The organism is Pseudomonas fulva (assembly GCF_023517795.1).
In the GTDB taxonomy this organism is placed as follows: Bacteria; Pseudomonadota; Gammaproteobacteria; order Pseudomonadales; family Pseudomonadaceae; genus Aquipseudomonas; species Aquipseudomonas fulva_D.
Map to the genome: position 1 here is coordinate 5164823 of NZ_CP082928.1, position 26492 is coordinate 5191314.

Annotated in this window: 24 protein-coding genes; 8 read left to right on the forward strand and 16 right to left on the reverse strand. The window is 64.0% G+C overall.

Features of this window, described 5'->3' with window-relative positions:
* Positions 1-382: 382 nt before the first annotated feature.
* The 10 genes from K8U54_RS23860 to cspD form a co-directional block, all read right to left on the reverse strand.
* Positions 383-1189, reverse strand: coding sequence for a secretin N-terminal domain-containing protein (locus K8U54_RS23860; RefSeq protein WP_249908117.1), 807 nt, complete (start codon positions 1187-1189; stop codon positions 383-385).
* A gap of 8 nt (positions 1190-1197) precedes the next feature.
* Positions 1198-1812 carry a histone acetyltransferase HPA2 gene (locus tag K8U54_RS23865; protein WP_249908118.1) on the reverse strand — a complete coding sequence of 205 codons (615 nt, stop codon included), beginning with the start codon at positions 1810-1812 and terminating at the stop codon, positions 1198-1200.
* Positions 1813-1850: 38 nt separating this feature from the next.
* Complete coding sequence (locus K8U54_RS23870) at positions 1851-2276, reverse strand: GNAT family N-acetyltransferase (protein WP_249908119.1); 426 nt, start codon at positions 2274-2276, stop codon at positions 1851-1853.
* On the reverse strand, positions 2269-3438 hold the full coding sequence (locus tag K8U54_RS23875; protein ID WP_249908120.1) for a cupin domain-containing protein: 1170 nt from the start codon (positions 3436-3438) through the stop codon (positions 2269-2271). The genes K8U54_RS23870 and K8U54_RS23875 overlap by 8 nt, the downstream gene beginning before the upstream one ends.
* Before the next feature lie 80 nt (positions 3439-3518).
* A complete protein-coding gene (gene purB / locus K8U54_RS23880; RefSeq protein WP_249908121.1) occupies positions 3519-4889 on the reverse strand; it encodes an adenylosuccinate lyase in 1371 nt (456 codons plus the stop codon).
* Between the two features lie 175 nt (positions 4890-5064).
* Positions 5065-5685 (reverse strand): high frequency lysogenization protein HflD, encoded by a 621-nt coding sequence (gene hflD / locus K8U54_RS23885; protein ID WP_192290935.1) that lies wholly within the window; start codon positions 5683-5685, stop codon positions 5065-5067.
* Positions 5682-6797, reverse strand: coding sequence for a tRNA 2-thiouridine(34) synthase MnmA (gene mnmA, locus K8U54_RS23890; RefSeq protein WP_249908122.1), 1116 nt, complete (start codon positions 6795-6797; stop codon positions 5682-5684). Before mnmA ends, hflD begins: the two co-directional genes overlap by 4 nt.
* A gap of 83 nt (positions 6798-6880) precedes the next feature.
* A complete protein-coding gene (locus K8U54_RS23895; RefSeq protein WP_249908123.1) occupies positions 6881-7327 on the reverse strand; it encodes an NUDIX hydrolase in 447 nt (148 codons plus the stop codon).
* Between the two features lie 81 nt (positions 7328-7408).
* Positions 7409-9637 carry an NADP-dependent isocitrate dehydrogenase gene (locus K8U54_RS23900; protein ID WP_249908124.1) on the reverse strand — a complete coding sequence of 743 codons (2229 nt, stop codon included), beginning with the start codon at positions 9635-9637 and terminating at the stop codon, positions 7409-7411.
* A 385-nt stretch (positions 9638-10022) separates the two neighbouring features.
* Positions 10023-10289 carry a cold shock domain-containing protein CspD gene (gene cspD / locus K8U54_RS23905; RefSeq protein WP_249908125.1) on the reverse strand — a complete coding sequence of 89 codons (267 nt, stop codon included), beginning with the start codon at positions 10287-10289 and terminating at the stop codon, positions 10023-10025.
* A 221-nt stretch (positions 10290-10510) separates the two neighbouring features.
* On the opposite strand from cspD, the gene clpS reads away from it, so the two are divergent.
* Both clpS and clpA read left to right on the forward strand, forming a co-directional pair.
* Positions 10511-10873, forward strand: a complete 363-nt coding sequence (gene clpS, locus K8U54_RS23910; RefSeq protein ID WP_075930296.1) for an ATP-dependent Clp protease adapter ClpS — start codon at positions 10511-10513, stop codon at positions 10871-10873.
* A gap of 29 nt (positions 10874-10902) precedes the next feature.
* A complete protein-coding gene (gene clpA, locus K8U54_RS23915) occupies positions 10903-13173 on the forward strand; it encodes an ATP-dependent Clp protease ATP-binding subunit ClpA (RefSeq protein WP_249908126.1) in 2271 nt (756 codons plus the stop codon).
* A gap of 125 nt (positions 13174-13298) precedes the next feature.
* Here the strand turns inward: clpA and infA are convergent, their stop codons facing one another.
* From infA to trxB, 4 genes are all read right to left on the reverse strand, one after another.
* Positions 13299-13517 (reverse strand): translation initiation factor IF-1, encoded by a 219-nt coding sequence (gene infA, locus K8U54_RS23920; RefSeq protein ID WP_002553999.1) that lies wholly within the window; start codon positions 13515-13517, stop codon positions 13299-13301.
* Between the two features lie 142 nt (positions 13518-13659).
* On the reverse strand, positions 13660-14367 hold the full coding sequence (locus K8U54_RS23925) for an arginyltransferase (RefSeq protein ID WP_249908127.1): 708 nt from the start codon (positions 14365-14367) through the stop codon (positions 13660-13662).
* A 66-nt stretch (positions 14368-14433) separates the two neighbouring features.
* Positions 14434-15126: a leucyl/phenylalanyl-tRNA--protein transferase gene (aat, locus tag K8U54_RS23930; protein ID WP_249908128.1), complete on the reverse strand. Its 693-nt coding sequence runs from the start codon at positions 15124-15126 to the stop codon at positions 14434-14436.
* A 47-nt stretch (positions 15127-15173) separates the two neighbouring features.
* On the reverse strand, positions 15174-16124 hold the full coding sequence (trxB, locus tag K8U54_RS23935; RefSeq protein WP_249908129.1) for a thioredoxin-disulfide reductase: 951 nt from the start codon (positions 16122-16124) through the stop codon (positions 15174-15176).
* Between the two features lie 215 nt (positions 16125-16339).
* On the opposite strand from trxB, the gene ftsK reads away from it, so the two are divergent.
* From ftsK to cysG, 6 genes are all read left to right on the forward strand, one after another.
* Positions 16340-18748, forward strand: coding sequence for a DNA translocase FtsK (gene ftsK, locus K8U54_RS23940; RefSeq protein WP_249908130.1), 2409 nt, complete (start codon positions 16340-16342; stop codon positions 18746-18748).
* 17 nt (positions 18749-18765) lie between these two features.
* Positions 18766-19392, forward strand: coding sequence for an outer membrane lipoprotein chaperone LolA (lolA, locus tag K8U54_RS23945; RefSeq protein WP_249908131.1), 627 nt, complete (start codon positions 18766-18768; stop codon positions 19390-19392).
* 7 nt (positions 19393-19399) lie between these two features.
* Complete coding sequence (locus tag K8U54_RS23950; RefSeq protein ID WP_249908132.1) at positions 19400-20725, forward strand: replication-associated recombination protein A; 1326 nt, start codon at positions 19400-19402, stop codon at positions 20723-20725.
* A complete protein-coding gene (crcB, locus tag K8U54_RS23955; RefSeq protein ID WP_249908133.1) occupies positions 20722-21096 on the forward strand; it encodes a fluoride efflux transporter CrcB in 375 nt (124 codons plus the stop codon). Before K8U54_RS23950 ends, crcB begins: the two co-directional genes overlap by 4 nt.
* Positions 21097-21112: 16 nt before the next feature.
* Entirely contained in the window at positions 21113-22390 is a 1278-nt protein-coding gene (gene serS / locus K8U54_RS23960) for a serine--tRNA ligase (protein WP_249908134.1), read from the forward strand.
* Between the two features lie 105 nt (positions 22391-22495).
* Positions 22496-23893 carry a siroheme synthase CysG gene (cysG, locus tag K8U54_RS23965; RefSeq protein ID WP_249908135.1) on the forward strand — a complete coding sequence of 466 codons (1398 nt, stop codon included), beginning with the start codon at positions 22496-22498 and terminating at the stop codon, positions 23891-23893.
* Between the two features lie 136 nt (positions 23894-24029).
* On the opposite strand, the gene K8U54_RS23970 is transcribed toward cysG, so the two are convergent.
* Positions 24030-25031, reverse strand: coding sequence for a TRAP transporter substrate-binding protein (locus tag K8U54_RS23970; RefSeq protein WP_249908136.1), 1002 nt, complete (start codon positions 25029-25031; stop codon positions 24030-24032).
* A 170-nt stretch (positions 25032-25201) separates the two neighbouring features.
* The gene (locus K8U54_RS23975; RefSeq protein ID WP_249908137.1) at positions 25202-26488 is read right to left on the reverse strand and encodes a glycosyltransferase; all 1287 of its coding nucleotides are present in this window, start codon (positions 26486-26488) and stop codon (positions 25202-25204) included.
* Positions 26489-26492: the final 4 nt, after the last annotated feature.

The window sequence follows — 26492 nt, forward strand, 5'->3', positions numbered from 1 at the left end:
GGGGAAACCGGAAGGAGGAGGGCTTGTGGCGGGATGGACGAAGCGTATCGTGTGCTCGCTGCCGGGTAGGCGAGCGGTGGTGCGTGCAGGCCCGTGGACGCCCTTGGCACCGTGCAACTCGATACGTGAAACGCTTCCCCGTCCCTCAGGACAACCTCGTTCCAGTCGCCATCTCGTCGAACTGCCTTGTGGGCTTAACAACACGAATCGATCCCTGCGGTAAGCGGGAACGATTCGGAGGCTCCGTTTCCGGAACCCCTGATTAGCGGGAGCGAGGCCATCATGCGACCGACGAAAATGTTCGTCAATCGTTTTTGTAGTGTTTTTTAAGGAGTACTACATAAGTCTTAGATCGACCATATGGTCACGTTTTACGGGGCTTTCAGTCGATCACCTCGACCTTCACGCGCATGCTCATGTCGTCGCGCCCTTCGGTCGAGTAGCGGCGCAGGATGCCACTGCGGTCGGCCTGGCTCTGCTCGCTGCTGCCGCCGATGGTGATCCACTCGCCGAGCCGACCGCTGACCCGGGTGTCGGCTTGCTGGATGTCGATCACGCCGGGCTGCTGCTGGCTGACCCGGTCACGGTTGCTGCTGATGTCCAGGTGCACGATCTCGCCGGCCAGGCTGGCGGTGACGTAGAAGCCCTGGGTGACGTTGCGGTACTCGGTGTTGTTGTACACCTGGCCGTAAGGACCGCGGCTGCTGGTGGTCACCGGTACGCTCTGGCCGACCTGGATCAGCGCCGGGTAACCCTCGCTGGTCTGCACCTGCTGGGTGCCGCCGCCGCGGCTGTCGGTACTGCGGCGAATGATGCGCGCCTGGTCACGACCGGCCACTTCGCCACGGCCGATCTCCACGCGGCCATTGCCGGCACTGATGCTGCCGTCCACGCCGTAGCCGCGGTCGTCGCGGTAGGTCGATTCACTGGTGTCGACGCTGATCAGCAGGCGTCGCGGCTGGGTGTCGAGCTGGCCGAGCAGGGCGCGCACCTCCTCGATCTTCGCCGGTGGCGCATTGACGATCAGTTGGTTGCCATAGGCGCTCACCCGCCCGTCGTTACCGAGCGCCGATTGCACCACGGGCAGCAGCTCGTCTGCGGTGCGGAAGTTGAGCGGGATGACTTCGGTCGCCGCGCTGGCCAGGAGGCTGAAGGCGAGCAAGGCGGCACCCATCACGCATCGTGTCATGGCGTTCGTCATAGCAAGAAGCTCCGCAAATCAGGGTCGAGAATGCTGGTGTCCCAGGTCTGGTCGAACTGGTGCTGCAACTGGCGGACGCGGGCCGGATCCTGGTACTTGGCGTAACCGGCGAACTGGTCGGTTTCCGGGCGCATCAACAGGCCCTGATCGTCAGCGAGTAGGAAGGCGCCGTCGGGCGCCGGATAATCCGGGTGACAGCGGCGAATATGCAGGTGACTGGGCCGTTTGCGCGACAGCGCGATGAGCCGATGCCCGTCACGGACCGCCCGACTGCTGTCGCACACCAGAATACGCAGGCTGCTGTGACGATGGCGCAGCAGGAAATCGCTGCAGGCCTTGTAGACGCTGCCGTGATGGTAAAGCCAGGGGTCGAGATCGGGGCTGTAGAGGCACAGGGTGCGCCTGGCCTGCTGCATCATCGCCAGGGCGTGGCTACGGGCCTGATCGGGCAGGCTGAAGCGCTGCAGGGCCTGCTCGCTGCCGAGTGCGAAGGGCGCCGGTTCCCAGGCGGCCGGTTGCGGCAGGGGGTTGTCCGGGTTGTGCAGGGTAAAACGCCCAGGCGATTCGAACTCGATGGGCTCGAGATCGGCGGGCGTGTGTTCGTCGTTCATGCTGACCTCTGTGGCACCGGTGCGTGCCACAGCTGACATCAGCTGCTGCTGCGCACCATGTCGACGTGAGGGATACCGGCTTCCAGGTATTCCTCGCTCACTACAGTGAAGCCCAGCTTTTCATAGAACGGCGTCGCCTGCACCTGGGCGCTGAGCATTTGCTGGCTCAGGCCACGTTTTTCCGCCTCGGCGATCACCGCCAACAGCAGTGCTTCGCCGACTTTCAAGCCGCGCCAGTCCTTGAGCACCGACACCCGGCCGATCTGGCCGTCGGCGAGCAGGCGTGCCGTACCGATCGGGTAGTCGCCTTCGCAGGCGAGAAAATGCACGGCATCACTGTCTTCGGCGTCCCATTCCAGTTCAGGCGGCACGGCCTGTTCAGCCACGAAAACCGTTTCGCGGATGCGACGCAGCTCCTCGTAATCCCTGTGCCAGTCGGCGATGCGTACGTGCAGGTCATTCATCGGCAGCAAACTCCAGGCTTCCCTGCTTGGCCAGTTCGAGCACCAGCTCGCGGGCCTCGTCGTTGCCCAGCCATGGGCCCAGGTTTTCCAGGTGCAGGGCGTCGGCCGAGCAGATCAGCTTGAGCAGCTCGCGCAGGCTGGCGGACACCAGGCGGCTCTGGCCGCTGGCGAACAGCACCAGGCCATCGCCGACTTCCGACCAGGCCAGGCGCGCGCTGGGGTTGCGGACCAGGATGGCGCCATCCTCGAGCTGATCGAGGAAGCCGTCCTCGTCGATCTCGATGCCGGCGATCAGTTCCGGGTACTTGGGCTCGGTCATGAACTGGCCGAACCAGGTCATCAGCAGGCGCTCGTCGCTCATGTGCTCGGCGAGCAGCGCCTTGAGGCGCTCCAGGGCATCGCGCTGGATCTCGTTGGGGTCGCTGGCCGGCGCGGTGCCGGCGTCGCTGTAGCGCGTTTCGTCCGGCAGGAACTGGCCAAGGAAATCAGTGAAATGGGTCAGTACTTCGGCCGCGCTGGGTGCGCGGAAACCCACGGAATAAGTCATGCAATCGTCCTCGGCGGTACCACAGTGGGCCAGGAGCGGCGGCAGATAGAGCATATCGCCGGGCTCGAGCACCCATTCTTCAGTTTGATCGAATTGAGCCAGGATCTTCATGTCCAGATCCGGCAGCAGCGGGCTCTGGGCGTCGCACATCTGGCCGATCTGCCAGCGGCGGCGGCCATGGGCCTGCAGCAGAAACACGTCGTAGTTGTCGAAGTGCGGGCCAACACCGCCACCCGGTGTGGCGAAGCTGATCATCACGTCGTCGATGCGCCACTTGGGCAGGAACTTGAACTGCTCCAGCAGCTCGGCGACGTCGGGCACGAACTGGTCGACGGCCTGCACCAGCAGGGTCCAGTCACGTTCCGGCAGCTCGGCGAAGGCATCCTCGGCGAAGGGGCCGCGGCGAACTTCCCAGGGCGTCTCGCCGTGCTCGAGCACCAGGCGCGACTCGACTTCTTCCTCGAGGGCCAGGCCGGCCAGCTCGTCGGGAGAAATCGGACTCTCGAAGTCGGCGATGGCCTGGCGCACCAGCAAGGGCTTCTTCTGCCAGTAGTCGCGCAGGAACTCGCGTGCGCTCAGGCCACCCAATAGCTGAAGAGGAGCATCAGGATTCATCTGTAAGTCCTTGATATTTATTGAAGCGTATAAAAAGAAACGCCCGGCTTCAGCCGGGCGTCCTTGGGGCCGAAGGCCGTTTAGATGCGTTTGGCCTGCGCCACGGCATTGCCGATGTAGTTGGCCGGCGTGAGCTGCTTGAGCTCTTCCTTGGCCGCAGCGGGCATGTCCAGCGTGTCGATGAAGGCCAGCAGCGCCTCGGGCGTGATGCCCTTGCCACGGGTCAGCTCCTTGAGCTTCTCGTAGGGGTTCTCGATGGCATAGCGACGCATGACGGTCTGGATCGGTTCGGCGAGCACTTCCCAGCAGGCGTCCAGATCTTCAGCAATACGCTGAGCATTGAGCTCCAACTTACTGATTCCCTTGAGGCTTGCTTCATAGGCGATCACGCTGTGGGCGAAGCCGACACCGAGGTTGCGCAGTACGGTGGAGTCGGTCAGGTCACGCTGCCAGCGCGAGATCGGCAGCTTGCTGGCCAGGTGCTGGAACAGCGCGTTGGCGATACCGAGGTTGCCTTCGGAGTTCTCGAAGTCGATCGGGTTGACCTTGTGCGGCATGGTCGAGGAGCCGATTTCACCAGCGACGGTCTTCTGCTTGAAGTAGCCCAGGGAGATATAGCCCCAGACGTCGCGATCGAAGTCGATGAGGATGGTGTTGAAGCGCGCGATGGCGTCGAACAGCTCGGCGATGTAGTCGTGCGGCTCGATCTGCGTGGTGTAGGGGTTCCACTGCAGGCCCAGGTCACCTTCGATGAACTGGCGGGCGTTGGCTTCCCAGTCGACCTGCGGGTAGGCCGACAGGTGGGCATTGTAGTTGCCCACGGCGCCGTTGATCTTGCCCAGCAGCGGCACGGCGGCGATCTGCACGATCTGTCGCTCGAGGCGGTAGACGACGTTGGCCAGTTCCTTGCCCAGGGTGGTCGGCGAAGCCGGCTGGCCATGGGTGCGCGACAGCATCGGCACGTCGGCGAACCTGACCGCCAGCTCGCGGATGGCGGCAGCGATCTGGCGCATCAGCGGCAGCAGCACCTTGTCGCGGCCTTCGCGCAGCATCAGGGCGTGGGACAGGTTGTTGATGTCCTCGCTGGTGCAGGCGAAGTGGATGAACTCGCTGACCTTGTCCAGTTCCGGCAGCTTCGCCGCCTGCTCCTTGAGCAGGTACTCCACGGCCTTGACGTCGTGGTTGGTGGTGCGCTCGATTTCCTTGACGCGCTCGGCGTGCTCGACGGCGAAATTTTCCGCCAGCTCATCGAGCAAGGCGTTGGCTTCGGCGGAGAAGGGCGCCACTTCGCTGATGCCTTGATGGGCGGCGAGGCGCTGCAGCCAGCGCACTTCCACCTGGACGCGGAAACGGATCAGGCCGTACTCGCTGAAAATGGGGCGCAGGGCGCTGGTTTTGCCGGCATAGCGGCCGTCTACGGGCGAAACCGCGGTGAGCGAGGAAAGCTGCATGGGAGGCGTTCTCGGACAGTCGGGCGTTGAAAAGGGCGCATATCATACACGACGGCGCTCGCTGCAGGCTGCAAGCTGCAGGTAAAAGCGATTGATGGACAGGCGCTTTAAACTAAAAAACCTTTTAAACCATCTAGTTGCGGTGAAAACCTAATCTGAAGCCTGAAGACCGCCCTTAGCCACGCAGCATCGGGTAAAGCTCGCGCAGCAACTTGCGGCGACTGAATACCAGCTGCCAGCGATGGCCGCCCAGTTGGCGCCAGAGGCGCGCCGAGCGAATCCCGGCGAGCAGCAGGCCGCGAATCTTCGAGGCGTTGGCCGGTTGCTGCAGGAAGCGGCTGTCGCCCTGTACCTGGATGCGTTGCTTGAAGGTGCTGATGGTGTCCTGGTAAAGCGCGCCGCACGAGGAAATGACATTCTCGTGGCCGATGCCGAAGTGATCGGCCTGGCTCTGGATCTGATCCAGGCGATTGCCCATCAACTGCAGCAGGTCGCCGCGCTTGTCGAGTTGGCGTTCCAGGCCGAGCAGGGCAAGGGCATAACGCAATGGCTCGCGCTGCAGGCTGGTGGGGTCGCGCTCCAGAGCGCTGACCAGAGCGCGATAGCCGTCGCGCAGATTGAGGTCATCGCCGCCATAGACATCCAGGGTGCCGTTGGCATCGCGCACCAGCAGGCTGCCGATCAGGCAGGTCACTTCGCTTTCGCCGGCCTGGCCGGTCTTGGCGATCTTGTCGACCATTACCGCGGCCTGAAATACCGCGCCCAGAGCGATCAGCTGTTCTTGAATGGGATTCATCGCGGGGCGCCCTCGCTCCAGGGCTCGGCGCTTTCGATCACGCTGCCGCCGAGACAGATATCGCCGTCGTAGAACACCACGGACTGGCCCGGCGTGACGGCGCGTTGCGGTTGCTCGAAGGTGGCACGATAACCCTCGGCCGTGCGCTCCAGGGTGCAAGCCTGATCGGCCTGGCGGTAGCGCACCTTGGCGGTCAGCTGCCGCGGCACGTCGAGCGCCACCGGGTTGACCCAATAGATCTGCGAGGCGAGCAGGGCGCGGGAGAACAGCCACGGGTGCTCGTTGCCCTGGCCGACCACCAGCACATTGCGGGCCAGGTCCTTGTGCAGCACGTACCAGGGCTCGTCACCGGCATCCTTGAGGCCGCCGATACCCAGGCCCTGGCGCTGACCGATGGTGTGATACATCAGGCCGTGATGCTTGCCGATCACCTCGCCCTCGGTGGTTTCGATGGTGCCGGGCTGCGCCGGCAGGTACTGCTTGAGGAAATCGCTGAAACGCCGCTCGCCAATGAAGCAGATGCCGGTGGAATCCTTCTTCTTGGCGGTGGCCAGCTCGTATTTCTCGGCGATCGCCCGCACCTCGGGCTTTTCCAGTTCACCGACCGGGAACAGGGTCCTGGCGATCTGCTCGCCGCCCACGGCGTGCAGGAAGTAGCTCTGGTCCTTGTTGGCATCCAGGCCCTTGAGCAGTTCGCTGCGGCCGTCGACATCGCGGCGGCGCACGTAGTGGCCGGTGGCGATCAGGTCGGCGCCGAGCATCAGGGCGTAGTCGAGGAACGCCTTGAACTTGATCTCACGGTTGCAGAGGATGTCCGGGTTGGGCGTGCGGCCGGCCTTGTACTCGGCCAGGAAGTGCTCGAACACGTTGTCCCAGTACTCGGCGGCGAAGTTGGCGGTGTGCAGCTTGATGCCGATGCGGTCGCACACGGCCTGGGCGTCGGCCAGGTCGTCCATGGCGGTGCAGTATTCGGTGCCGTCGTCTTCGTCCCAGTTCTTCATGAACAGGCCTTCGACCTGGTAGCCGGCTTCGAGCAGCAGCAGGGCCGAGACGGAGGAGTCGACACCGCCGGACATGCCGACGATGACGCGCTGGGTGGCTGGATCTTGCATGGTCGGGATCAATACGGGCTTCAAAGGGACGGGATTCTAACAGGATGCGCGGCGGGTTTCAGTCTGGCGCGCATGGGCGGCATTCACATCAGGTCGTGGATGAGGCCGAGGGGGAAGCGGGCGCCGGCCAGGTAGTCGTCCAGGCAGCGCAGCACCAGTTCGCTGCGCAGGCGATCACGCGCGGCCAGCAGTTCGTCGTAGGTGAGCCAGCGGATGCCGCTGATGTCGCGGTCCAGCTCGCGCTCGGGGTGGTGCTGCAGCAGCTCGGCGACGAAGCAGATGCGCTGGTAGGTCACGCCGTTGCTCGGCGCGGTGTACAGGTAGATGCCGGTAACTCCGGTCAGTTCGACGTCGCAGCCGGTTTCCTCGAGCGTTTCGCGCACGGCGGCCTGCGGCAGGCTTTCCCTGGGTTCCAGATGGCCGGCGGGCTGATTGAGCACCAGGCGCCCACCCTTGAGTTCCTCGACGAACAGAAAGCGCCCCTCGTGCTCGACGATGGTGGCGACGGTAACGTGTGCATGCCAGGTCATGCTGACTCCTTTATCGAGAACTGAAAACGACAACCCCGGCGCAAGGCCGGGGTTGTCGGTGCCGCTAGATCAACGTTTCGCTCAAGCCAGGGAGGCCAGGGCCGCGTTGAGGGTCGCGCTCGGACGCATGACTTTTTCGGTCAGCGCCTTGTCCGGTGCGTAGTAGCCACCGATTTGCGCCGGCTTGCCCTGGACCGCGCCCAGCTCGGCAACGATCTTGGCTTCGTTGTCGCTCAGGGTCTTGGCCAGCGGCGCGAACTGCGCCTGCAGGGCGGCGTCTTCGCTCTGGGCTGCCAGGGCTTGTGCCCAGTACAGCGCCAGGTAGAAATGGCTGCCGCGGTTGTCGATACCGCCAACCTTGCGCGCCGGCGACTTGTCGTTGTCGAGGAACTGGCCGGTAGCCTGGTCCAGGGTCTTGCTCAGCACCAGGGCTTTGGGGTTGTCGTAGGTATTGCCCAAGTGCTCCAGGGAAGCGGCCAGGGCCAGGAATTCACCCAGGGAATCCCAGCGCAGGAAGTTCTCTTCGACCAACTGCTGCACGTGCTTCGGCGCGGAGCCGCCAGCGCCGGTTTCGAACAGGCCGCCGCCGTTCATCAGCGGCACGATCGACAGCATCTTGGCACTGGTGCCCAGTTCCATGATCGGGAACAGGTCGGTCAGGTAGTCGCGCAGTACGTTGCCGGTCACCGAGATGGTGTCCTTGCCTTCGCGGATGCGCGCCAGGGAAAACTTGATGGCGTCGACCGGGGCGAGGATGCGGATGTCCAGGCCGTTGGTGTCGTGCTCCTTCAGGTACTTCTCGACCTTCCTGATCATTTCGGCGTCGTGAGCGCGCGCCGGGTCCAGCCAGAACACCGCCGGGGTGTTGCTCAGGCGGGCACGGTTGACGGCCAGCTTGACCCAGTCCTGGATCGGCGCGTCCTTGGTCTGGCACATGCGGAAGATGTCACCTTCCTCGACCTTCTGCTCCATCAGCACCTTGCCGCTGGCATCGCTGACGCGCACCACGCCATTGGCGTGGATCTGGAAGGTCTTGTCGTGGGAGCCGTACTCTTCGGCTTTCTGCGCCATCAGGCCAACGTTCGGCACGCTGCCCATGGTGGTCGGGTTGAAGGCACCATTGGCCTTGCAGTCTTCGATCACGGCCTGGTAGATGCCGGCGTAGCAGCGATCCGGGATCACCGCCTTGGCGTCCTGCAGTTCACCAGCGGTGTTCCACATGCGGCCCGAGTCACGAATCATCGCCGGCATCGAGGCGTCGACGATCACGTCGCTCGGCACGTGCAGGTTGGTGATGCCCTTGTCGGAGTTGACCATCGCAAGCGCCGGGCGCTCGGCGTAGACGGCGTTGATGTCGGCTTCGATCTCGGCCTGCTTGTCGGCCGGCAGCTTCTTGATGCTGGCGTACAGGTCGCCGATGCCGTTGTTCAGGTTGAAGCCGGCTTCCTGCAGGGCAGCAGCGTGCTTTTCCAAGGCTGGCTTGTAGAACTCGGCGACGATCTGGCCAAAGATGATCGGATCGGAGACCTTCATCATGGTGGCCTTGAGGTGCACCGAGAACAGCACGCCCTGTTTCTTGGCGTCCTCGATCTGGGCGGCGATGAAGCTGCGCAGGGCCTGCTTGCTCATCACCGAGCAATCGAGAACTTCGTCAGCCAGTACGCTGGTCTTCTCTTTCAGCACGGTGGTGCTGCCGTCAGCGGCGATCAGCTCGATCTTCACGCTGCCCTGGGCGTCGATCAGGGCGGCTTTTTCGCTGCCGTAGAAATCGCCGCTCTCCATGTGCGCCACGTGGGACTTGGAGTCGGCAGCCCAGGCGCCCATCTTGTGCGGGTGCTTGCGGGCGTAGTTCTTGACCGACAGCGGCGCACGGCGGTCGGAGTTGCCTTCGCGCAGAACCGGGTTCACGGCACTGCCCTTGACCTTGTCGTAACGGCTGCGGATGTCGCGGGCTTCGTCGCTGTCACCGGCATCCGGATAGTCGGGCAGGGCATGGCCCTGGCTCTGCAGTTCCTTGATCGCGGCTTTGAGCTGCGGCACCGAGGCGCTGATGTTCGGCAGCTTGATGATGTTGGCTTCTGGCGTGGTGGCCAGGGCGCCCAGTTCGGCGAGGTGGTCACCCTGTTTCTGAGCGTCGGTCAGAAACTCGGGGAACAGCGCCAGGATACGGCCGGCCAGCGAAATGTCGCGGGTCTCGACGGCGATATCGGAGGAGGCGGTAAAGGCTTTGACGATGGGGAGCAGGGAGTAGGTCGCGAGCGCTGGGGCTTCGTCGGTGAGGGTGTAAATGATCTTCGAGCGTGTGGTCATATTTGATTTAACTCTCTTTTTGCTGAACTTGCGCGGCACTGATCCGGGTGAGGTGGCTTCTGGCCACAGCGCGGCATCAATGATGCGAATTCGAAGTTCCATCCCGATGATGTTGGGTGTCGCAACTGGCTGGAGGCGGTAACGGATCGCCTGACAAGACCGGCACGACGGGTGCTGGAAGCCGTACTCCAGGCATAGGCGCCCTTATGACTACTCAGTCAGCGCCCGAGTATATCAAACCGACGTAGCAAGTTGCTCGCGCCGGTGGCGAAGATGCGCGTTGCGTCGTCAGGAGCCTTCGCCAACCGGCGTTCGATTGCCTCAGGCGCCGGCTGAACCGCAAAAAAAACCGGCCACGGGGGCCGGTTGCCTAGCAGGTGAAAGGTCAGGCGCCAACGGCGGACGCCCGTGCCGGGCTGGCTGCTGGAGCAGGTGCATCCTGGACGGCCTGAGCGGCACTGATATTCACGGCGTGGAGACCCTTGGGGCCTTGAATGATATCGAAACTGACGGCTTGGCCGGCCTTCAGGGTTTTGTAGCCATCCATCTGGATGGCCGAGTAATGGGCGAACAGGTCCTCATCTCGGCCGTCGGCGAGGATGAATCCGTAGCCCTTGGCGTTGTTGAACCACTTGACCTTACCACTTAGCATGCTGATATCCCTCTGCAAGGAACCCCACTGCTGGAGTATCATCCACATTAGATCCAGCGTTCACGGGAATTCCCCAGTGAACGCAAGCCCTTTCACCCCGTAGGGGTATCCTTTGGTTGTAACACCCTTTTGCCGATAGTCAAGGCATCGCACGAAACGACGATAAACGGGTCTGATTTTTGCGGCCCGCTCCATTCACCTCCACGAACCTTTTATCCAGCATGCATGCAAGTAGCCAGATTCGACTAACATTCAATCAGGATCGACCCGCACCGCATGAGGACGACTCATCAGGCCTGGCCGTCGAGGAGTCCAAGCCGGCATTGCAGGCGCCTCCTCTCTACAAGGTGGTCTTGTTCAATGATGACTACACCCCCATGGATTTCGTGGTCGAGATACTTGAGACCTTCTTCAACCTCAATCGCGAGGTGGCAACCAGGATCATGTTGACCGTGCATACCGAAGGTCGCGCCGTGTGCGGGCTCTATACCCGCGACATCGCCGAGACCAAGGCCACGCAGGTCAATCAATACGCGCGGGAAAGCCAGCATCCATTACTCTGTGAAATCGAGAAGGACGGTTAACGCCGGCCGCTTGGGCATGAGGTGAAGCTATGTTAAATCGAGAGCTCGAAGTCACCCTCAACCTTGCCTTCAAGGAGGCACGCGCAAAGCGTCATGAATTCATGACCGTGGAGCACCTCCTGCTGGCTCTTCTGGACAACGAAGCGGCAGCCAGCGTGCTGCGCGCCTGTGGGGCCAGCCTGGACAAGCTGCGCAGTGACCTGCAGGAATTCATCGACTCCACCACGCCGCTGATCCCCCAGCATGACGAAGAGCGTGAAACCCAGCCGACGCTGGGCTTCCAGCGTGTGCTGCAGCGCGCGGTATTCCACGTGCAGAGCTCCGGCAAGCGCGAAGTCACCGGGGCCAATGTGCTGGTGGCGATCTTCAGCGAGCAGGAAAGCCAGGCGGTGTTCCTGCTCAAGCAGCAGAGCGTGGCCCGTATCGACGTGGTCAACTTCATCGCCCACGGCATCTCCAAGGTGCCCGGGCAGGGCGCGTCCCCTGAGTCCGACCCGGAAATGCAGGACGAGGAGGGCGGCGAGTCCTCTTCCTCGAGCAATCCACTGGACGCCTACGCCAGCAACCTGAACGAGATGGCCCGCCAGGGGCGCATCGATCCACTGGTCGGCCGCGAGCACGAAGTCGAGCGCGTCGCGCAGATCCTCGCCCGGCGGCGCAAGAACAACCCGCTGCTGGTCGGTGAAGCCGGCGTCGGCAAGACCGCCATCGCCGAAGGCCTGGCCAAGCGCATCGTCGACAACCAGGTGCCCGACCTGCTGGCCGACAGCGTGGTCTATTCCCTGGATCTCGGTGCGCTGCTGGCCGGCACCAAGTACCGTGGTGATTTCGAGAAGCGCCTCAAGGCGCTGCTCACCGAGCTGCGCAAGCGCCCGCAGGCCATCCTGTTCATCGACGAGATCCACACCATTATCGGTGCGGGTGCGGCCTCGGGTGGCGTGATGGATGCCTCCAACCTGCTCAAGCCGGCGCTGTCGTCCGGTGAGATCCGCTGCATCGGCTCCACCACCTTCCAGGAATTCCGCGGCATCTTCGAGAAGGATCGTGCCCTGGCGCGTCGCTTCCAGAAAGTCGATGTGGTGGAGCCATCGGTGGAAGACACCATCGGCATCCTCAAGGGCCTCAAGGGGCGCTTCGAGCAGCACCACGACATCGAGTACAGCGACGAAGCGCTGCGCGCAGCCGCCGAGCTGGCCTCGCGCTACATCAATGACCGTCACATGCCCGACAAGGCCATCGACGTGATCGACGAGGCGGGCGCCTTCCAGCGCCTGCAGCCCGAGGACAAGCGCGTCAAGCGTATCGACGTGCCCCAGGTCGAGGACATCGTCGCCAAGATCGCACGGATTCCGCCAAAGCACGTCAGCAGCTCCGACAAGGAACTGCTGCGCAACCTGGAACGCGACCTGAAGCTGACCGTGTTCGGTCAGGACGCCGCCATCGACTCGCTGGCCACCGCCATCAAGCTGTCGCGCGCCGGCCTGAAAGCACCGGACAAGCCGGTCGGCTCGTTCCTGTTCGCAGGCCCTACCGGCGTCGGCAAGACCGAGGCGGCTCGCCAGCTCTCCAAGGCGCTGGGCGTGGAACTGGTGCGCTTCGACATGTCCGAGTACATGGAGAGGCACACCGTATCGCGCCTGATCGGCGCGCCACCCGGCTACGTCGGCTTCGACCAGGGCGGCCTGCTGACCGAGGCGATCACCAAGCAGCCCCATTGCGTACTGCTGCTCGACGAGATCGAGAAGGCGCACCCGGAAGTCTTCAACCTGCTGTTGCAGGTCATGGACCACGGCACCCTGACCGACAACAACGGGCGCAAGGCGGACTTCCGTAACGTGATCCTGATCATGACCACCAACGCCGGCGCGGAAACCGCCTCGCGGGCGTCGATCGGCTTCAGCTACCAGGATCACTCGTCCGACGCCATGGAAGTGATCAAGAAGAGCTTCACGCCGGAGTTCCGCAACCGTCTGGATACCATCATCCAGTTTGGTCGCCTCAGTCACGACACCATCAAGAGCATCGTCGACAAGTTTCTCATCGAGCTGCAGGCGCAGCTCGAGGACAAGCGCGTCATGCTCGAGGTCAGCAACGCTGCGCGTGACTGGCTGGCCGAACAGGGTTACGACGTTCAGATGGGCGCACGGCCGATGGCGCGCCTTATCCAGGATCGCATCAAGCGACCGCTGGCGGAGGAGATCCTCTTCGGCGAACTCTCCGAGCACGGCGGCACGGTGCATGTGAATCTCGAAAACGGCGAACTGACGTTCGAGTTCGAGACCACCGCGGAGATGGCCTGAGGTACGGCGGGGTGCTTATCGCGCCCCGCACTGCCTATGGCGACAAGCCAATAAAAAGCCCGACATGAGTGCCGGGCTTTTTATTGGCCGCTGGGAGCAGAGCAGTGAATCGTGCTCCTGCTCCGTTAGCGGGCGCGATAGGTGATGCGACCCTTGCTCAGGTCGTACGGGGTCAGCTCTACGCGAACCTTGTCACCCGTCAGAATGCGGATGTAATTCTTGCGCATCTTTCCGGAGATGTGCGCGGTAACGACGTGCCCATTTTCCAACTCCACGCGAAACATGGTGTTGGGCAGGGTGTCGACGACAGTGCCTTCCATTTCGAAGCTGTCTTCTTTCGACATGCAGTAAAGCCCTCGGTATCCAGAGAATGGCCCGGCGCAACTGGCCCCAGGCAAAAGCGGCAAGCATTGTGCCTGAAAACCAGGGTTGACGCCAAGGGGCTACCTCTGTTTCGGCAGCGAAAGGCCAGGAAAATCGTCGCTTTCAGGTCAGGGCGACCCAGCGCTGATTGACGAACAGCTCGATGGGGCGGTACTGGGTCTTGTAGTTCATCTTTCTGCAGTTCTTGATCCAGTAGCCAAGATATACGGCGTGCAGGTCAAGGCGCAGCGCTTCGCCGATCTGCCAGAGGATCGCGTAGCGACCCAGGCTGCGCCGCTCCTCATCCGGGTCGTAGAAGGTGTAGACCGCCGACAGGCCGTTGGGCAGCACGTCGGTCACGGCAATGGCGAGCAGCCGGCCCTGCTCGCGGAACTCGAAGAAACAGGAGAAGGGCAGGTCACGCACCAGAAAGGTCGAGAACTGCTCACGGCTTGGTGGATACATGTCGCCGTCGGCATGGCGCTGCTCGATATAGCGCGCATACAGTTGATAATATTCTTCGTTGAATGAAGGGCTTACCGGCTTTACTTCAAGTGATTCATTACGTTTTAGGATGCGTCGCTGCTGTCGATTGGGGGCGAAGCGGGCAGCCGGAATTCGCGCCGGCACGCAGGCTGTGCAGCGCTGACAATGCGGGCGATAGAGGTGATCGCCGCTACGCCGGAAACCCAGCTCGGAGAGCTCGGCGTACATCTCCACGTCCATCGGCTGGCTGGGATCGAGAAACAGCGTAGTGGCCTGTTCCTCGAGCAGATAGCTGCAGGGATGTGGCTGCGTGGCGTAGAACTTCAGGCGAGCCAGCTCAGTCATGATCGACTCCCAGGAATGGCCTCGAATCAGTGTATGCCAGCGCCGAGCTGCGGGCCAGGGCGCCTGTCACCGTTCGCCAGCGGCGCGCCAGTCGGCCGGGCTGGGCTGATCCAGAAAGCGCGCCAGGTAATCGGCGAACGCCTGGCGGCTGATGGCGCGGGCGCCGAGGCTGTGCAGGTGCTGGGTCGGCATCTGGCAGTCGATCAGCTCGAACTGCCACGCCTCGAGTCGCTCGACCAGGCTGACGAAGCCGACCTTGGAGGCATTGTCGGCCCGGCTGAACATCGATTCGCCAAAGAACAGCCTGCCCATGGCCAGCCCATACAGCCCGCCGACCAGTTGCTGGTCCTGCCAGACTTCCACACTGTGAGCCACGCCGCGCTCATGCAGGTCGATATAGGCCTGCTGCATGGGTGTGGTGATCCAGGTGCCGTCGGCGTAGTCGCGAGGCGCCGCGCAGGCGCGGATGACCTCGGCGAAGGCGCGGTCGAAGGTCACCTGAAAATGCCCCTGGCGGAGGACCTTGCGCAGGCTGCGCGACACGTGCAGCTCGCTGGGAAACAGCACGGTGCGCGGATCCGGTGACCACCACAGCAGCGGCTGGCCATCCTGGTACCAGGGGAAGCAGCCATGCCGATAGGCGGCGATCAGCCGCTCGGCGCGCAGGTCGCCGCCCGCGGCCAAGAGGCCGTTGGGTTCGCGCAGCGCCTTGTCGAGCGGCGGAAAGGTCAGGGAGTCGCGTTGCAACCAGGTAAGCATGGGCGAGACCGCAGCGGGGGAGGGCGGGCGTTACCCCGCCCGGAGCCTCAGTTGTCGTCGAGGAATTTCTCGACGTCCAGGGCGGCCATGCAGCCGGCACCGGCCGAGGTGATGGCCTGGCGATAGACGTGATCCGCCACGTCGCCGGCGGCGAACACGCCCTCGATGCTGGTGGCGGTGGCGTTGCCTTCACTGCCGCCCTTGACCAGCAGGTAGCCGTCACGCATTTCCAGCTGGCCCTGGAACAGGTCCGTGTTGGGCTTGTGGCCAATGGCGATAAACACGCCGGCCAGCGGCAGGTCGCGGGTGGTGCCATCCTGGGTGCTGCGCAGGCGCGCGCCGGTCACGCCAGTGGCGTCGCCCAGCACTTCTTCCAGGGTGTGGTTCCAGTGCAGCTTGATATTGCCGTTGGCGACCTTGTCGAAGATCTTGTCCTGCAGGATCTTCTCCGAGCGCAGTTTGTCGCGGCGGTGCACCAGGTGCACTTCCTTGGCGATGTTGGACAGGTACAGCGCTTCTTCCACGGCGGTGTTGCCGCCGCCGATCACGGCGACCACCTGGTTGCGGTAGAAGAAACCGTCGCAGGTCGCGCAGGCGGACACGCCCTTGCCGGCGAACGCTTCTTCGGAGGGCAGGCCCAGGTACTGGGCCGAAGCGCCGGTGGCGATGATCAGCGCGTCACAGGTGTAGGTGCCGCTGTCGCCCTTGAGGGTGAACGGACGGCTCTGCAACTCGGCGGTGTGGATGTGGTCGTAGATGATCTCGGTTTCGAAGCGCTCGGCATGTTTCTGCATGCGCTCCATCAGCCCCGGCCCAGTCAGCCCTTCCACGTCACCCGGCCAGTTGTCGACCTCGGTGGTGGTGGTCAGCTGGCCGCCAGGCTGAATGCCGGTGATGATGACAGGCTTCAGATTGGCGCGAGCGGCGTATACGGCGGCGCTGTAACCGGCCGGCCCGGAGCCCAGGATAATCAGGCGGGAATGCTTGACTTCGCTCATAAAAACACCTCATAAGCCTTTGTCACAAAAGAGAATGCATGCTCAAATTGAGCCGCACGGACGAATAGTGGCCGCTATGCTACACCGAAGCACGGGACGAGCGGGAGCCAGCCGGGTGATCGGTTCCCCAATGCACCGGCGGCATGCCGTACAATGGCGGCGTTTCGTCCTCCACCGATCATTCGGCGCGCTAGCAGCGCAGGAACAGATGCGTTTTGAAGAACTCTAGCTCTACAGCACCGGCGCCGGCCTGGCGCCAGCAATTGCCATATCGCCTCAAAGAGGGCGCCCTGATCGCTCTTGGGGCGTTGTGTCTCTACGTGTGGATGGCGCTGCTCACCTATGACCCGGCCGATCCGGGCTGGACGCACACCAGCAACGTCGAGCAGGTGCACAATGCCGCCGGGCGGGCCGGTGCCTGGTTCGCCGACGTGCTGTTCATGGCCCTCGGTTATTTCGCCTACCTGTTTCCGCTGCTGCTGGGCATCAAGGCCCTGCAGGTGTTCCGGGCCCGCCACGAGCCCTGGCACTGGAGCGGCTGGCTGTTCTCCTGGCGGCTGATCGGCCTGGTGTTCCTGGTGCTGTCCGGTGCGGCGCTGGCCTACATCCATTTCCAGAGCAGCGCCAACATGCCGGCCTCGGCCGGTGGCGCGCTGGGCGAGAGCCTCGGGCAACTGACCGTCGCGGCGCTCAACGTGCAGGGCAGCACGCTGCTGTTCATCGCCCTGTTCCTGTTCGGCCTGACCGTGTTCACCGACCTGTCCTGGTTCAAGGTCATGGACCTGACCGGCAAGATCACCCTCGACCTGCTGGAGCTGGTGCAGAGCGTGGTCAATCGCTGGTGGAGTTCGCGCCAGGATCGCAAGCAACTGGTCGCCCAGCTGCGTGAAGTGGACGAGCGCGTGCATGACGTCGCCGCCCCGGTGGTCAAGGACCGCCGCGAGCAGGCCAAGGTCAAGGAACGCCTGATCGAGCGCGAAGAGTCGCTCAACAAGCACATGAGCGAACGCGAGAGCCGCCCGGCACCGGTGATATCCGCCCCGGTGGCGCCCAAGGCACCGGAGCCGAGCAAGCGCGTGCAGAAGGAAAAGCAGGTGCCGCTGTTCGTCGACAGCGCCGTGGAAGGCACCTTGCCGCCCATTTCGCTGCTCGACCCGGCCGAAGCCAAGAAGGTCGAGTACTCGCCCGAGTCCCTGGCTGGCGTCGGCCACCTGCTGGAAATCAAACTCAAGGAATTCGGCGTCGAGGTCACGGTGGACTCGATCCACCCGGGCCCGGTGATCACCCGCTACGAAATCCAGCCGGCCGCCGGCGTCAAGGTCAGCCGCATCGCCAACCTGGCCAAGGACCTGGCCCGCTCCCTGGCGGTGACCAGCGTGCGCGTCGTGGAAGTGATTCCCGGCAAGACCACCGTGGGCATCGAAATTCCCAACGAGAATCGCCAGATCGTGCGTTTCTCCGAAGTGCTGTCCACCCCGGAGTACGATGACGCCAAGTCGCCGGTCGCCCTGGCCCTGGGCCATGACATCGGCGGCAAGCCGGTGATCACCGACCTGGCGAAGATGCCCCACCTGCTGGTGGCCGGTACCACCGGCTCCGGTAAGTCGGTGGGCGTCAACGCGATGATCCTGTCGATCCTGTTCAAGTCGAGCCCGGAAGATGCGCGGCTGATCATGATCGACCCGAAGATGCTCGAGCTGTCGATCTACGAAGGCATTCCGCACCTCTTGTGCCCGGTGGTCACCGACATGAAGGAGGCGGCCAACGCCCTGCGCTGGAGCGTGGCGGAGATGGAGCGCCGCTACAAGCTGATGTCGAAGATGGGCGTGCGCAACCTGGCGGGCTTCAACCGCAAGGTCAAGGACGCCATCGAGGCCGGCGAGCCGCTCGCCGACCCGCTGTATCGTCGCGAGAGCATGGAAGACGAAGCGCCGCTGCTCAAGCCGCTGCCGACCATCGTGGTGGTGGTCGACGAATTCGCCGACATGATGATGATCGTCGGCAAGAAGGTCGAGGAACTGATCGCCCGTATCGCCCAGAAGGCGCGGGCCGCCGGCATCCACCTAATTCTCGCCACCCAGCGCCCCTCGGTGGACGTGATCACCGGCCTGATCAAGGCCAACATCCCGACCCGTATGGCCTTCCAGGTATCGAGCAAGATCGACTCGCGCACCATCATCGACCAGGGCGGCGCCGAACAGCTGCTCGGCCACGGTGACATGCTCTACATGCCGCCGGGCACCAGCCTGCCGATCCGCGTGCATGGCGCCTTCGTGTCCGACGATGAAGTGCACCGCGTGGTCGAGGCCTGGAAGCTGCGTGGCGCCCCCGATTACAACGAAGACATTCTCGCCGGCTCGGAAGAGGGCGGCGGCGGTGGCTTCGACGGCGGCAGCGGCGGTGAGGGTGGTGAAGACAGCGAAAGTGATCCTTTGTACGACGAAGCGGTCAACTTCGTACTGGAAAGCCGCCGCGCCTCCATCTCCTCGGTGCAGCGCAAGCTGAAGATCGGCTACAACCGCGCTGCCCGGATGATCGAAGCCATGGAAATGGCCGGCGTCGTGACACCGATGAACACCAACGGCTCGCGCGAGGTCATCGCACCCGGGCAGAACCGCGATTAATCTGACAGAGGATCCCCATGCGCCTGATTCGCCTGATGCTGCTCGCCGTTCTCACCACGGCCAGCCTGTTCGCCCACGCTGACGACGAGGCGGCGGTCAAACGCCTGACCGAGCTGCTCAACCAGGCGCAGACCATCACCGCACGCTTTTCCCAGCTGTCCCTCGATGGCAGCGGCACCCAGCTACAGGAAACCGCTGGCGAGCTGGCCCTCAAGCGCCCCGGCCTGTTCCGCTGGCACACCGACGAGCCGATGGAGCAGTTGCTGGTTTCCGATGGCAAGCAGGTGTGGCTGTACGACCCTGATCTGGAGCAGGTGACCATCCAGTCCCTCGACCAGCGCCTGACCCACACCCCGGCGCTGCTGTTGTCCGGCGACGTGTCGCAGATCCGCGAAAACTTCGAGATCACCTTCAAGGAAGGCGGCAGCGTGGTGGACTTCATTCTCAAGCCGAAGTCCAAGGACACCCTGTTCGACAGCCTGCGCCTGTCCTTTCGCAACGGCGTGCTCAACGACATGCAGCTGATCGACAGCATCGGCCAGCGCACCAATATCCTGTTCATGAGCGTGAAGATGAACCAGCCTCTGGATGACAAGCAGTTCAGCTTCGACATCCCCGAGGGTGCGGACGTCATTCAAGAGTAGGTAAGCCGTGGATCTGTTTCGCAGCGCGCCCGTCGCCCAGCCCCTGGCCGCCCGTTTGCGGGCGACCACCCTGGACGAATACGTCGGTCAGGAGCACCTGCTGGCCCGCGGCAAACCGCTGCGCGAAGCGCTGGAGCAGGGCGCCCTGCACTCGATGATCTTCTGGGGCCCGCCCGGGGTCGGCAAGACCACCCTGGCCCGCCTGCTGGCCCAGGTCACCGATGCGCATTTCGAGACCATTTCCGCGGTGTTGTCCGGCGTCAAGGAAATCCGCCAGGCCGTCGAGATGGCCCAGCAGCATGCGGCGCAGTATGGCCGCCGTACGATCCTGTTCGTCGACGAAGTGCATCGCTTCAACAAGTCCCAGCAGGACGCCTTTCTGCCCTATGTCGAGGACGGCACGCTGATCTTCATCGGCGCGACCACCGAAAACCCATCCTTCGAACTCAACAATGCCTTGCTGTCCCGCGCCCGGGTCTACGTGCTCAAGAGCCTCGACGACGCCGCACTGCGCAAGCTGGTCGAGCGCGCCCTGAACGAGCCCAAGGGGCTGGGCGAGCGGCGCCTGACGCTGCCGGAAGAAAGCTTCGAGATCCTCAAGAATGCGGCCGACGGTGACGGCCGGCGCTTTCTCAACTTCCTGGAAAACGCCGCCGACCTGGCCGATGACGGTGGCGAGATCAGCACCGAACTGTTGCTCGACCTGCTCGGCGATACGCGGCGGCGTTTCGACAAGGGTGGCGAGGCCTTCTACGACCAGATTTCCGCGCTGCACAAGTCGATTCGCGGCTCCAGCCCGGATGGTGCGCTGTACTGGTTCGCGCGCATGCTCGATGGTGGCTGCGACCCGCTGTACATCGCGCGCCGCGTGGTGCGCATGGCCAGCGAGGATATCGGCAACGCCGACCCGCGGGCCCTGACCCTGTGCCTTAACGCCTGGGACGTGCAGGAGCGCCTGGGCAGCCCGGAAGGCGAACTGGCGGTGGCCCAGGCCATCGTCTACCTGGCCTGCGCGCCGAAGAGCAATGCCGTGTACATGGCCTTCAAGGCCGCCAAGCGCGACGTCGCCGAGAATGGCTCGCGAGAGGTGCCGCTGCACCTGCGCAACGCGCCCACCAAGCTGATGAAGGAGCTCGGTTACGGCGACGAATACCGCTACGCCCATGACGAGCCCGATGCCTACGCGGCCGGCGAGGACTACTTTCCCGAGGACCTCGAACCGCGGCGCTACTACGAGCCGGTGCCGCGCGGCCTGGAACTGAAGATTCGCGACAAGCTAGCCCACCTGGCCAACCAGGATGCCAACAGCCCCAGGCAACGGAGAAAGTCATGATCGTCACCGTTGCGGCAGTTGCCGTCGGCGGCGCCCTGGGCACATTGGCGCGGTTTTTCACCGGCAACTGGGTCGCAGCCAACTGGCCGCAGCATTTTTATGGCGCCACCTTGCTCGTCAACCTCGTCGGCTGCCTGCTGATCGGGGTACTCTACGGCCTGTTCCTGATGCGCCCCGAGGTGCCGCTGCCCGTTCGGGCCGGGCTGATCGTCGGCGTGCTGGGCGGTTTCACCACATTTTCTTCGTTTTCCCTGGACACCCTGCGCCTGCTGGAAGGCAGCCAGGCGCCGCTGGCCCTGGCCTATGTGGCAGTGAGTGTCCTGGGCGGCCTGCTCGCCACCTGGGCGGGCCTTTCGTTAACCAAACTCTGATCGACGAGAACCTGAAATGCTCGATTCCAAACTGGTGCGCAGCCAACTGCACGATATTGCCCAGCGTCTGGCCACCCGTGGCTATGAACTGGACGTGACCCGCGTCGAAGCCCTCGAGGCCCAGCGCAAGTCCGTCCAGACCCGCACCGAGCAACTGCAGGCCGAGCGCAACAGTCGATCCAAGTCCATCGGCCAGGCCAAGCAGCGCGGTGAAGACATCGCGCCGCTGCTGGCCGATGTCGACCGCATGGGCAACGAACTGGAAGAGGGCAAGCGCGAATTGGACGCCATCCAGGTCGAACTCGACGACCTGCTGCTGAGCATTCCCAATCTGCCCCACGAGTCGGTGCCAGTGGGCGCCGATGAAGACGACAACGTCGAAGTGCGTCGCTGGGGTACGCCGCGTGCCTTCGATTTCGCCGTGCAGGATCACGTCAGCCTCGGCGAGCAGCACGGCTGGCTGGATTTCGAAACCGCCGCCAAGCTGTCCGGCGCACGCTTCGCGCTGCTGCGTGGGCCGATCGCCCGCCTGCACCGCGCCCTGGCGCAGTTCATGATCAACCTGCACACCGCCGAGCATGGTTACGAAGAGGCCTATACGCCGTACCTGGTGCAAGCACCTGCACTGCAGGGTACCGGCCAGTTGCCGAAGTTCGAGGAAGACCTGTTCAAGATCAGCCGTGAGGGCGAGGCGGACTTCTACCTGATCCCGACCGCCGAAGTGTCGCTGACCAATATCGTGGCCGGCGAAATCATCGAGGCCAAGCAGCTGCCGCTGAAGTTCGTCGCCCACACGCCGTGCTTCCGCAGCGAGGCCGGTGCCTCGGGCCGTGATACCCGAGGCATGATCCGCCAGCACCAGTTCGACAAGGTCGAGATGGTCCACGTAGTCGAGCCGGGCAAGTCCTTCGAGGCGCTGGAGGAGCTGACCGGCCACGCCGAGAAGGTGCTGCAACTGCTCGAACTGCCGTACCGCGTGCTGGCCCTGTGCACCGGCGACATGGGCTTCAGCGCCACCAAGACCTACGACCTGGAAGTCTGGGTGCCGAGCCAGGACAAGTACCGCGAGATTTCCTCGTGCTCCAACTGTGGCGACTTCCAGGCCCGCCGCATGCAGGCCCGCTATCGCAATCCGGAAACCGGCAAGCCCGAGCTGCTGCACACCCTCAACGGCTCCGGCCTGGCGGTGGGTCGTACCCTGGTGGCGGTGCTGGAGAACTACCAGCAGGCCGACGGCAGCATCCGTGTGCCTGAGGTGCTGAAACCCTACATGGGTGGCATCGAGGTCATCTGAGCCGCTGCACCGCGCGTGGTGCAGCACCAGTGTTGAATCAGGCCCCGTATCAGGGGCCTCTCTATTTCATACGTCGCCGATCGGGTGACTGAGACGGGCCTCGCTATGGACTTCCTTCCCCTGTTCCACAAATTGCAGAACCGCCGCGTGCTGGTGGTGGGCGGTGGCGAAATCGCCTTGCGCAAGGCACGGCTGCTGGCCGATGCCGGCGGTACGCTGCGGGTGGTGTCGCCCGACGTGGGCAGCGAACTGCGTGAACTGGTCGAGCAGGGGGCAGGGGAGCTGCTGCTGCGTGGCTATGAGGCAGACGATCTGCAGGGTGTGTCGCTGGTCATCGCCGCGACCGACGACGTGCCGCTCAATGCGCAGATCTCCGAGCAGGCCCAGGCCCTCGGTATTCCGGTCAACGTGGTGGACGCGCCGGCGCTGTGCAGCGTGATCTTCCCGGCCATCGTCGACCGCTCGCCGCTGATCGTCGCGGTCAGCAGCGGCGGCGATGCCCCGGTGCTGGCGCGCCTGATCCGCGCCAAGATCGAGACCTGGATCCCGGCAACCTATGGCCAGCTGGCCGGGTTGGCGAAAATTTTCCGTGCCCAGGTCAAGAGCCTGTTCCCGGACGTGCAGCAGCGCCGCGTGTTCTGGGAGGACGTGTTCCAGGGGCCGGTCGCCGAGAGCGCCTTCGCCGGCAAGCTCGGCGAAGCCCGCCGCCTGCTCGAAGACAAGATCAACGGCGCGGCTCCCCAGGCGCTGGGCGAGGTGTACCTGGTCGGTGCCGGCCCCGGCGACCCCGACCTGCTGACCTTTCGCGCGTTGCGCCTGATGCAGCAGGCCGACGTGGTGCTTTACGACCGCCTGGTCGCCCCGGCCATCGTCGAGCTGTGCCGGCGTGACGCCGAGCGCATCTATGTCGGCAAGCGCCGCGCCGATCACGCCGTGCCCCAGGAGCAGATCAACCAGCGACTGATCGACCTGGCCAAGGCCGGCAAGCGCGTGTTGCGCCTCAAGGGCGGTGACCCGTTCATCTTCGGTCGTGGCGGCGAAGAGATCGAGCAACTGGCGGCCCATGGCATTCCCTTCCAGGTGGTGCCGGGCATCACCGCGGCCAGCGGCTGTTCGGCCTATGCCGGCATACCCCTGACGCACCGCGACCACGCCCAGTCGGTACGCTTCGTCACCGGCCACCTGAAGGACGGCAGCGCCGATCTACCGTGGCAGGAGCTGGTGGCCTCGAGCCAGACGCTGGTGTTCTACATGGGCCTGGTCGGCCTGCCGACCATCTGCCAGCAGTTGGTCGCCCACGGGCGTGCCGCCAGCACCCCGGCGGCGCTGGTGCAGCAGGGCACCACGAGCAATCAGCGGGTATTCACCGGTACCCTGGCCAACCTGCCGGACCTGGTAGCGCGCCATGAGGTGCATGCCCCGACGCTGGTGATCGTCGGCGAAGTGGTCTTGCTACGCGAGAAGCTGGCCTGGTTCGAAGGGGCTCAGCACGCGCCCAACTAGTGGTGTTCGTAGCCCGGCGTTGGGCGCAGCGATACCCGGGAGCGGCTGCTGCGGATGGCGCTTCGAACAGCCTGGGACTGGAAGCGACTAAAACCAAAGAGGCCCGCGTTATGCGGGCCTCTTTGGTTTGCAGCACTCAGTCGTGGCGCTTGCGGTTGACGATCTGGGCAGCCTTGATCACGTCGCTGCCGATCTCGGCCTCGAATTGCTGCCATACCGGACGCATCGCCTCGCGCCAGGCCTGGCGCTGTTCCGGGGTGAGGCTGATGATCTGGCTCTTGCCGGAGGCTTCGATGCGGCGGCGATCGGCCTGGTTGGCTTCCTCGGCCTGGCGATTCACCGCGTAGGTAACCTCGTCGATGATCGCTTCGAGCTCGGTGCGGATCTGGTGGGGGATGCCGTACCAGAAGCGCGCGTTGCTGATCAGCATGTAGTCGAGCACACCGTGGTTGGTTTCGGTGATGAACGGCTGCACCTCGTGCAGGCGCTGGCTGTAGATGTTCGACCAGGGGTTTTCCGCGCCCTGTACCTGGCCGCTCTGCAGGCCCTTGAAGACCTCGGCGAAGGGCATCTTCACCGCGCTCGCGCCGAGCTGGGCGAACTGGGCATCGAGCACCTTGGAATTCTGGATGCGGAAGTTCAGGCCGGCGGCATCACCGGGCACGCGCAGGGCCTTGGTCGCCGACATCTGCTTCATGCCGTTGTGCCAATAGGCCAGACCGACGATGTTCTGCTCTTCCATCGAACGCAGCAGCTGGCGGCCTTTGGCGCGCTTCTGGAAACGATTGACGGCCTCCAGGTCATCGAACATGAACGGCAGGTCGAAGACCTGCAGCTGCTTGGTGTACTGGTCGAACTTGGCCAGCGACGGGGCCAGCATCTGCACCTCGTTGTTGCGCAGCGCTTCCAGTTCGTTGGCATCGCCATACAGCGAGGAGTTGGGGTAGACCTCGACCCGCACCTTGCCCTCCAGACGCTGGTCGACCAGGCGCTGGAACATCAGCGCACCCTGGCCCTTGGGCGTGTCGTCGGCGACCACATGGGAAAGCTTGATCACCAGCGTGCCTTCTTCGGCAACGGCGGCATAGGAAGTGAGCGTCAGGGCGCAGACGGCCGCGACAGCGATCTTTTTCAGCATGTGGAAGACCTTATTCTTGTCGACTGTTTTTTAGGTCGGACGCCGGTTGGCAGTAGCGCCCGTGGGAATCGCTTAGGATTGTAGGCGAAGTCTACTGCAATCATGGCGCCATATATGTGACAGCCGTCTAGCTGCGCCACCTGGCGCGGCAAAATGCCAGCCTGCCGGGCTCAGCTGCCGCGTGCGTTCTTGGCGGCGATCCACTGGGACATGTACTGGGTGCTCTTGTGCTGGTGGTGACGCAGCATGGCACCGACGAAGTTCAGCTGGCGATGCTGCTCGCGCGTCTCCAGTAACTGCTCCAGCCTGGTGAGCAGTTCGGCGCCGAGCCGCGGGCGATCGAAGCGCTGCTGCAGCAGCGGCGCGCTGTGGCTGCGCGCTTGCGACCACGCCGCCGGGTCTTCATGCAGCTGCACAGCCGCCTCGGCAAAGGCCTGGGCGTCGTCGCTCACGTGCCCCGGCCAGGGCAGTTCGCCGTGCATGCCCTCGCTGCCGATGGAGGTGGTCACGCTGGGCGTGCCGCAGGCCATGGCATCGGCCAATTTACCCTTGATGCCGGCGCCGAAGCGCAGGGGCGCCAGGCACACGCGGGCCTGGGCCATCACCCGGTGGGCGTCGTCCACCCAGCCCAGCACATGAAAGCCCTGTATGGGGTTGTGCAGCGCCGTGGCCTTGGGCGGCGGGTAGGCGCCGTAGACATGCAGCTGGGCGTGCGGCAGCTGCGCGCGAATCAACGGCCACAGGGCGTGCTTGAGCCACAGCACGGCGTCCCAGTTGGGCGCATGGCGGAAGTTGCCGATGCTCAGGAAATGCGCGCGCTCGGCGAAGGGCAGGTCGACCAGCGCCGGCGGGATCAACATCAGCGCGCAGTCATGCAGCAGGCTCGCCGGCACGCCGAATTGCGCCTGCAGCAGTTGCATCTCGAACGCGGAAATCATCAGCGTCAGGTCGCTGCGGTAGATCGACGCCACCTCGCGCTGGGCCATGTCACCGCCGGCCATAGTCGCATACAGCTGCTGCGCGGATGCCTGCACCGGCCCCACCTGCTGGCGCTGGGTTTCGTTGGCGCAGGCCTGCTGGCAGGCCTTGAGCAAGCCGTGGCGGGCATCGCGCAGGCAGTGCAGGTCACTGGTATCGAGCACCCGCAGGGCCGCTGGCCAGGCCCGCTCGACCCGCCAGCCAAACTGCTCCTCGGTGAAGAAGCGGTCGAACAGCACCAGGTCCGGCTGCAGGGCCGCGACATAGCCATCGAAACTGTCGCAGTTCAGGGCGACGGCCACTTCCTCGATGTCGAGTTCGGCCAGGTCGGCACGGTGGGTCGACAGTGCCGCGGCGCTGGCGAAGGTGACCTGCCAGCCCTGGCCGCGAAACACCCCGAGCAGTTCCAGCATGCGGCTGCCAGCCGCGGACGAACGCGGCTCCGGCCACACGTAGCCGATTACCAGTACCTTGCGCATAGGG